We start from the raw sequence: 5,843 nt of genomic DNA on the forward strand, positions 1-5,843 counted from the left end.
TCATTCGGCGAGCTCCGCGCAGAGTTGGGCCGGGGACGTACACCAGGAGGCGTCCGGGACGGGACAGACGAGCCGCACGGCGAGCCTGCTGGGGAGAGGCACGTCCGGGGGGGGCCTCCCATGCGCACGCCGAAGGTCGGCGAGATGGGCGGCCGAGGCGCGGATCGCCTCCATGCGCTCCGTCTCGATCTTGGCCTTCTTGCGGGGCGGCGAAACGTTTGCGGTCATGAAAGCCCTCCAGATCAAGGTGTTGAGAACTGGAACTGCGCGCTCGCGCAGCCGCCATCTTCTGTTCTTGATTTGTTCATTTTCTGCGAAACAGAATCGCGTGTCAACATTTTGCAATTTCGGTATTGCTGTTTTTCGGAAAGCGTGGTTAATCACACGGGCCGTAAGGCGTCGTCGATTCGGGCGCGCGCAAAACGCGCCGGCGCCCGCGCAACAAGGGATGGATGCACGTGACCGTCGACTGGATCCGCGCCGGCCTCAAGCACACCGGCAAAACCCGCAGCGGACTCGCCAAGGCGCTTGGACGCTCGCCGTCCGCCGTGACCGATCTGCTCAACGGACATCGCCGGCTGCGCGCCGACGAGATTCCGATCGTTGCCGAATATCTCGGCATCGAGCCGCCCCGCCCGCTCGGCGGCGGGGGCAAGCCCATCACGCCCAAGGCGCCCCTCGTCGGTTATGTCGGCGCCGGGGCGGTCGCGCATTTCTACGCCGAGGGCCAGGGGCCGTTCGACGAGGTCGACGCCCCCATCGCCGCCAAGCCCAACACGGTCGCAGTGCAGATCCGCGGCCATTCGCTCGGCGCCCTGTTCGACAACTGGCTGGTGTTCTACGACGACATCCGCGACCCGCCGGACGAGAGCCTGATCGGGCGCATGTGCGTCTGCGGGCTCACGGACGGACGGGTGCTGATCAAGGCGCTGAAGCGGAGCCCGCAAACGGGCCTCTGGAACCTGCTCTCCAACACCGAGCCGCCGATCTACGACGTGGGCCTCGACTGGGCCGCGGCGGTGCGAGAGATGCGCCCGAAGTAACGCCCCCTCGCCCGCGAAAACGGGGCGAAGAGGCCCTGACCGAAGCGTCCGGATTCCTGATGCCGACACTCTCCACCGCGCTCGGCATTGCGCGCGCGCTGATCGCCTTTCCTTCGGTGACCCCGGCCGACGCCGGGGCGCTGCCGTATCTCCGCGACCTTCTCGCGCAGGCGGGATTCGCCACGGAGCTTGTGACCTTCTCAGAGCCTGGGACCCCGGACGTGCTCAATCTCTACGCCCGATTCGGAACGGCGGCGCCGAATCTCGCCTTCGCCGGACACACCGACGTCGTGCCGCCCGGCGACCCGGCGCGCTGGCGTTTTCCTCCGGTCTCAGGGGAGGTGGCGGACGGCCCGCTCTGGGGCCGCGGCGCGTGCGACATGAAGGGCGGGCTGGCGGCGGCGGTCGCGGCGGCGCTCGCCTTCGTCGCCAAGGGAGGGTGCGACGGCTCGATCAGCTTTCTCATCACCGGCGACGAGGAGGGGCCGTCGATCAACGGCACGGTGAAACTTCTCGACTGGGCGCGGGCCAGGGGTGAAAAATTCGACCATTGCATCGTCGGCGAGCCGACCAGCGTCAAAACCCTCGGCGACACGATCAAGAACGGTCGGCGTGGCTCACTGACCGGGCGCCTCACGCTGCATGGCAGGCAGGGCCACGTCGCCTACACGCATCTTGCCGACAATCCGCTGCGAAAACTCGCCCCCGTTCTGGCCGGGCTTTTCGACCCGCCGCTCGACGCCGGCAGCGCGGATTTCGACCCATCCAACCTCGAGGTCGTGACAGTCGACGTCGCCAATCCTGCGACCAATGTCATTCCGGGCGAGATCCGCCTCGTCTTCAACGCCCGCTTCAACGATCGCTGGACGCCGGAGACGCTGGCCGAGGAGATCGAGCGCCGGGTCGCGGGCGCCGTCGGGACCATGCGGACCACGCTGACCTTCGACCCGACCAACGCCGCTTCCTTTCTCACCCCGCGGGGCGCCTTCACCGACCTCGTCTCTTCGGCGGTCGAGGACGTGACCGGGCGCCGGCCAGAACTTTCGACCGGCGGCGGCACCTCGGACGCGCGATTCATCAAAAACGCCTGCCCGGTGATCGACCTCGGCCTGCCCAACGCCACCATCCCCGCGGTCGACGAGCGGGTGGCGCTCGCAGACCTCGAAGGGCTGACGCGGATCTACGAGCGGGTCCTCGAGCGGTATTTCCGCGAAAAACTGTAGCCGCGGTCGTCGAGCGCCGCTACAGACGCGCGTTCCTCAATACTCCACCCTCACGAGATAAAGCCCGTGCGCCGGGGCCACCTGGCCGCAGCGGCTGCGGTCGGCGGCCTTGAGCGCCGCCTCGAGGTCGGCGGCGGTCCAGCGGCCCATTCCCACGTCGATCAGCGAGCCGACCATCGAGCGCACCTGCCGGTGCAGGAAAGAGAGCGCGCTCACCTCGAACGCGATCGCATCGCCGTCGCGCGAGACGTCGAGCCGGTCGAGCGTGCGGACCGGCGATTTCGCCTGGCACTGGACGTCGCGAAAGGTGGTGAAGTCGTGCCGGCCGATCAGGACTTGCGCCGCCCCGCGCATGGCGTCCGCATCGAGCCTCGGCTTGACCCGCCAGGCGCGGCCGCGGCCGAAGGTCAGCGGCGCGCGACGATTGACGACCCGATAGACGTAGTCGCGAGCGCGAGCGGAGTGGCGCGCGTCGAAATCGTCGGCGACCCGCTCGACGCCGAGAACCGCGACGGCGTGCGGGACGAGATGCGCGTTGAGCCCCTCGCCGAGTCGGAACGGCGTCCAGTCGCGCGAGAGGTCGAGATGGGCGACCTGCCCGGCTGCGTGCACGCCGGCGTCGGTGCGTCCCGCGCCATGGACGACCCGCGGCTCGCCGGTCATCGCGAGGACCGCCTCCTCGAGGACCTGCTGGACCGAGACGCCGTTCTCCTGCCGCTGCCAGCCGACAAACGGCGCGCCGTCGTATTCGAGAATGAGCTTGAAACGGGGCATCGAGGGTGACGGGTCTCGCGAGCGATTCGGCTTCTTTAAGCGAGCGGCCCGCGCGAGGAAACGACTGGCCTCGGGCCTGGCGACCAGCCGCCCTCCGGCTTGCCGGAACTCCGCAAGGCCCGGCTGCGTTGACCTTCCAGAAGAGGGGGCAACCGAGCAAAAGGAGGCCGGTGATGGAAGCTGTCCAGGAAACAGGTAACCTGATCGCGTCCGACAAGGTGCAGGGAACAAATGTCTACAACGCCGCTGGCGATAATCTCGGCTCGATCCACGACATCATGATCGACAAGCCGTCCGGGAAGGTCGCCTATGCGATCATGTCGTTCGGCGGATTCCTCGGGATCGGAAACCAGTATCATCCGTTGCCGTGGTCGGTCCTGCGCTACGACACGGACAAGGGCGGCTATGTCGTCAATCTCGACAAGCGCCAGCTGGAAGGCGCCCCGGCGTACGACATCGATCTGGAGCCGGCGTGGGGCGATCGTGCATACGAAAGCAGAATTCACGACTACTACGGCGTCGGCCCCTATTGGTCGATGTAGACATCGAGCCCCGAGAAAGCGGGGCTCATTTTTGGCCGGCCGGCGGCTCCGGAGCAATCTCCTTTGACGCCGCGGCGATCGCTTCGTCGAGCATTGCGTAGACGCGCGGCTCGTTGCAGCGAGCGACGTTGAATCGGAGGTAGCCGCGTCCCAGATCGGACGCGCTGAACGCGGGGCCAGGCGCGAAAAGGACTTTTCGCGCCAAGCTGTAGCGGGCCACGTCGGCGGCGGCGATTCCGTCGGGAAGGCGCGCCCAGACGAAGATTCCGGCGCGCGGCTCGGTCCACGGCTCGAGGCCGTGCCTGCGCAGATTGCGGAGCGCGAGCCCCATCGCGTCGGCCGCCCTGCGGCGCAGGGCGTCGAGATGGCGACGGTAGTTGCTCTCGGTGAGGACGCGGTGGATCATGGCGGCGCCGGTCGCGCTGTTGCCCATGCTGACGGCAAGCTTCAGATCGACGAGCGGCGTGATCCAGTCGGCGCGCGCCGCGATATAGCCGCAACGCGTCGCCGCCCCGACCGTCTTGGTGGCGCTGCCGACCTGCACGACGCGTCTCAGGCCGTCGAGTCCTGCGAGCCGGATCGCAGGATCCTGCTCGAAATCGCCGAACGTGTCGTCTTCGAGGATAAGGACGTCGTGGTCTTCGGCGAGCCGCAGGACGCGATGGGCTTTCGCCGGCGACAACGTAGCGCCGGTCGGGTTCTGCAGGCCGGCGTTGGTTAGATAGAGGCGCGGCCGATGCTCGGCGAAGAGGCGCGCGAGCGAATCGACGTCCGGGCCGTCGGGAGCCATCGGCGTCGCGACGATCTTGGCCCGACTCGCCTTCAGGAGCGACAGGAAGTTGAAATAACAGGGGTCGTCGACCACGACCGTGTCGTTCGGCGCGAGCAGGAAACGGCAGACGAGGTCGAGCGCCTGCGAGCAGGAGTCCGTCACGATGACCTGGTCGGGGTCGACCAGGACGTCGCGCTCCGCGAGCCGCATCGAAAACAGCCTGCGAAGAGGCGCATAGCCCATTGGCTCGTCGTACTGGCGCCGCCGCTGCGCGTCATCACGCGCGGCGAACCGCAGCGCGCGCTGGACGCCGAGATCGAGCACCCAGGAATCCGGCAGCCAGCCGGCGCCGGGACAGAGGAAATCGGCCGCGCCCATCATCGCGTGCCGGTTGATCCACGACGGGTCAATCGCGGGTTCTGGCGCCGGAGCGAAGGCGTTCGGGGCGCGCGGATGGGGACCCGCGACGAAAAAGCCTGCGCCGCGCCGCGCGACGACCGCCCCTTCGGCGGCGAGTCGCTCGTAGGCCTCGACGACCGTCGATTTCGACACCCCGAGCTTGTCGGCGAGTTCGCGTACGGACGGCAGCCGCGACCCGTTCGCCAGAGCGCGCGAGGCGACGCGATCGCGGATATGCGCGGCCGTGGTTTCGACGCGCGAGGTGGGTCGATCGTCCAGCAGAACACCGTTCCAAAAGTGTCCTGACAAACGATCAGGCCTGCGTAGCCCTCAGCCTCTGTGACTGTCGTCATGAAATCAAAGGCTTGGCCGGATATTTCCGCCCGATCGGTCGCGGTGAAATTGAATTTGTCGCCACCGTGTCGCCACTGCGAACCGCTCAGCCTTCAGCGCGTTCGCAGCCACATGACGCCCAAGGCCACGACCAGGACCACGCCGACGATCACGACCAGAACGCCGATCGTCGCCGCAACGTCGTCCATCAGGGAAAATCGTCCCAAAGCTGATCTTGACCAGATGGGCGATAATATGCGCCAGGCGTGGTCGCCGCCCAAAGAGCGATCGGCGCCGTCGCCATGATCGCGGTCGGGATTTTCCAGCCGTTCGCCAGCGCCGCCGACCATAGGCTGGCGAAAGTATTGATCGGCCCGGCGGCCCAAGCGGCGGTCATGCCGCTTCCGCTCGACGGCGCCGGGAAAGCGGCGTTCGCCATCAAAGCCAACAATTGCAAGCCCGTGACGCCCAACTGAGTGCACACCTGCGCGAAAGAAGGATCCATGGCGTCACTCCGTCACCTATCGCCTCGGCCTAGAACCCGGTAAAAAGCCGGCGGAACCCTGGGAGAAAAGAGCTCCGCCGGCAATTGCGGCCCTTGCCGACCTTGACCCCATTGAACAAATGACACGCGCTTGGCGGGGAGGTCTTTGCTTACCGTTATTGGACTAGGCCGCTTCGCCCGCAAAAAGGAGCCAAGCGCGATCTTCATGACTTTCACCATAATTCCGAGTCCCGGATTATTCCGAGGATGGGT

At 66.9% G+C, this 5,843-nt stretch carries 7 protein-coding genes; 4 read left to right on the top strand and 3 right to left on the bottom strand.

The window, feature by feature from the left end; translation table 11 throughout:
* Positions 1–228, bottom strand: a complete 228-nt coding sequence (locus ACLP25_RS15885) for a hypothetical protein (RefSeq protein WP_442470150.1) — start codon at positions 226–228, stop codon at positions 1–3.
* A gap of 230 nt (positions 229–458) precedes the next feature.
* On the opposite strand from ACLP25_RS15885, the gene ACLP25_RS15890 reads away from it, so the two are divergent.
* Together ACLP25_RS15890 and dapE are read left to right on the top strand one after the other, a co-directional pair.
* On the top strand, positions 459–1,043 hold the full coding sequence (locus ACLP25_RS15890) for a LexA family transcriptional regulator (RefSeq protein ID WP_442470151.1): 585 nt from the start codon (positions 459–461) through the stop codon (positions 1,041–1,043).
* 59 nt (positions 1,044–1,102) lie between these two features.
* Entirely contained in the window at positions 1,103–2,266 is a 1,164-nt protein-coding gene (gene dapE / locus ACLP25_RS15895) for a succinyl-diaminopimelate desuccinylase (RefSeq protein WP_442470152.1), read from the top strand.
* Positions 2,267–2,302: 36 nt separating this feature from the next.
* On the opposite strand, the gene truA is transcribed toward dapE, so the two are convergent.
* Positions 2,303–3,040 (bottom strand): tRNA pseudouridine(38-40) synthase TruA, encoded by a 738-nt coding sequence (gene truA, locus ACLP25_RS15900; protein ID WP_442470153.1) that lies wholly within the window; start codon positions 3,038–3,040, stop codon positions 2,303–2,305.
* Positions 3,041–3,213: 173 nt separating this feature from the next.
* Between truA and ACLP25_RS15905 the strand changes: the two genes are divergently transcribed.
* Positions 3,214–3,582 (top strand): PRC-barrel domain-containing protein, encoded by a 369-nt coding sequence (locus tag ACLP25_RS15905; RefSeq protein ID WP_442470154.1) that lies wholly within the window; start codon positions 3,214–3,216, stop codon positions 3,580–3,582.
* 25 nt (positions 3,583–3,607) lie between these two features.
* Here ACLP25_RS15905 and ACLP25_RS15910 read toward each other — a convergent pair whose 3' ends face one another.
* Positions 3,608–5,062 (bottom strand): aminotransferase-like domain-containing protein, encoded by a 1,455-nt coding sequence (locus tag ACLP25_RS15910; RefSeq protein WP_442470155.1) that lies wholly within the window; start codon positions 5,060–5,062, stop codon positions 3,608–3,610.
* A 290-nt stretch (positions 5,063–5,352) separates the two neighbouring features.
* Here ACLP25_RS15910 and ACLP25_RS15915 point away from each other — a divergent pair, with 290 nt between their 5' ends.
* Positions 5,353–5,562 carry a hypothetical protein gene (locus tag ACLP25_RS15915; protein WP_442470156.1) on the top strand — a complete coding sequence of 70 codons (210 nt, stop codon included), beginning with the start codon at positions 5,353–5,355 and terminating at the stop codon, positions 5,560–5,562.
* Positions 5,563–5,843: the final 281 nt, after the last annotated feature.

Source organism: Roseiarcus sp. (assembly GCF_052145395.1).
GTDB lineage: Bacteria > Pseudomonadota > Alphaproteobacteria > Rhizobiales > Beijerinckiaceae > Roseiarcus.

Bases quoted from the DNA above. Each gene is read 5' to 3' on its own strand.
- ACLP25_RS15905 (WP_442470154.1), top strand. From the start codon at position 3,214: ATGGAAGCTGTCCAGGAAACAGGTAACCTGATCGCGTCCGACAAGGTG.
- dapE (WP_442470152.1), top strand. From the start codon at position 1,103: ATGCCGACACTCTCCACCGCGCTCGGCATTGCGCGCGCGCTGATCGCC.
- ACLP25_RS15885 (WP_442470150.1), bottom strand. From the start codon at position 228: ATGACCGCAAACGTTTCGCCGCCCCGCAAGAAGGCCAAGATCGAGACG.
- truA (WP_442470153.1), bottom strand. From the start codon at position 3,040: ATGCCCCGTTTCAAGCTCATTCTCGAATACGACGGCGCGCCGTTTGTC.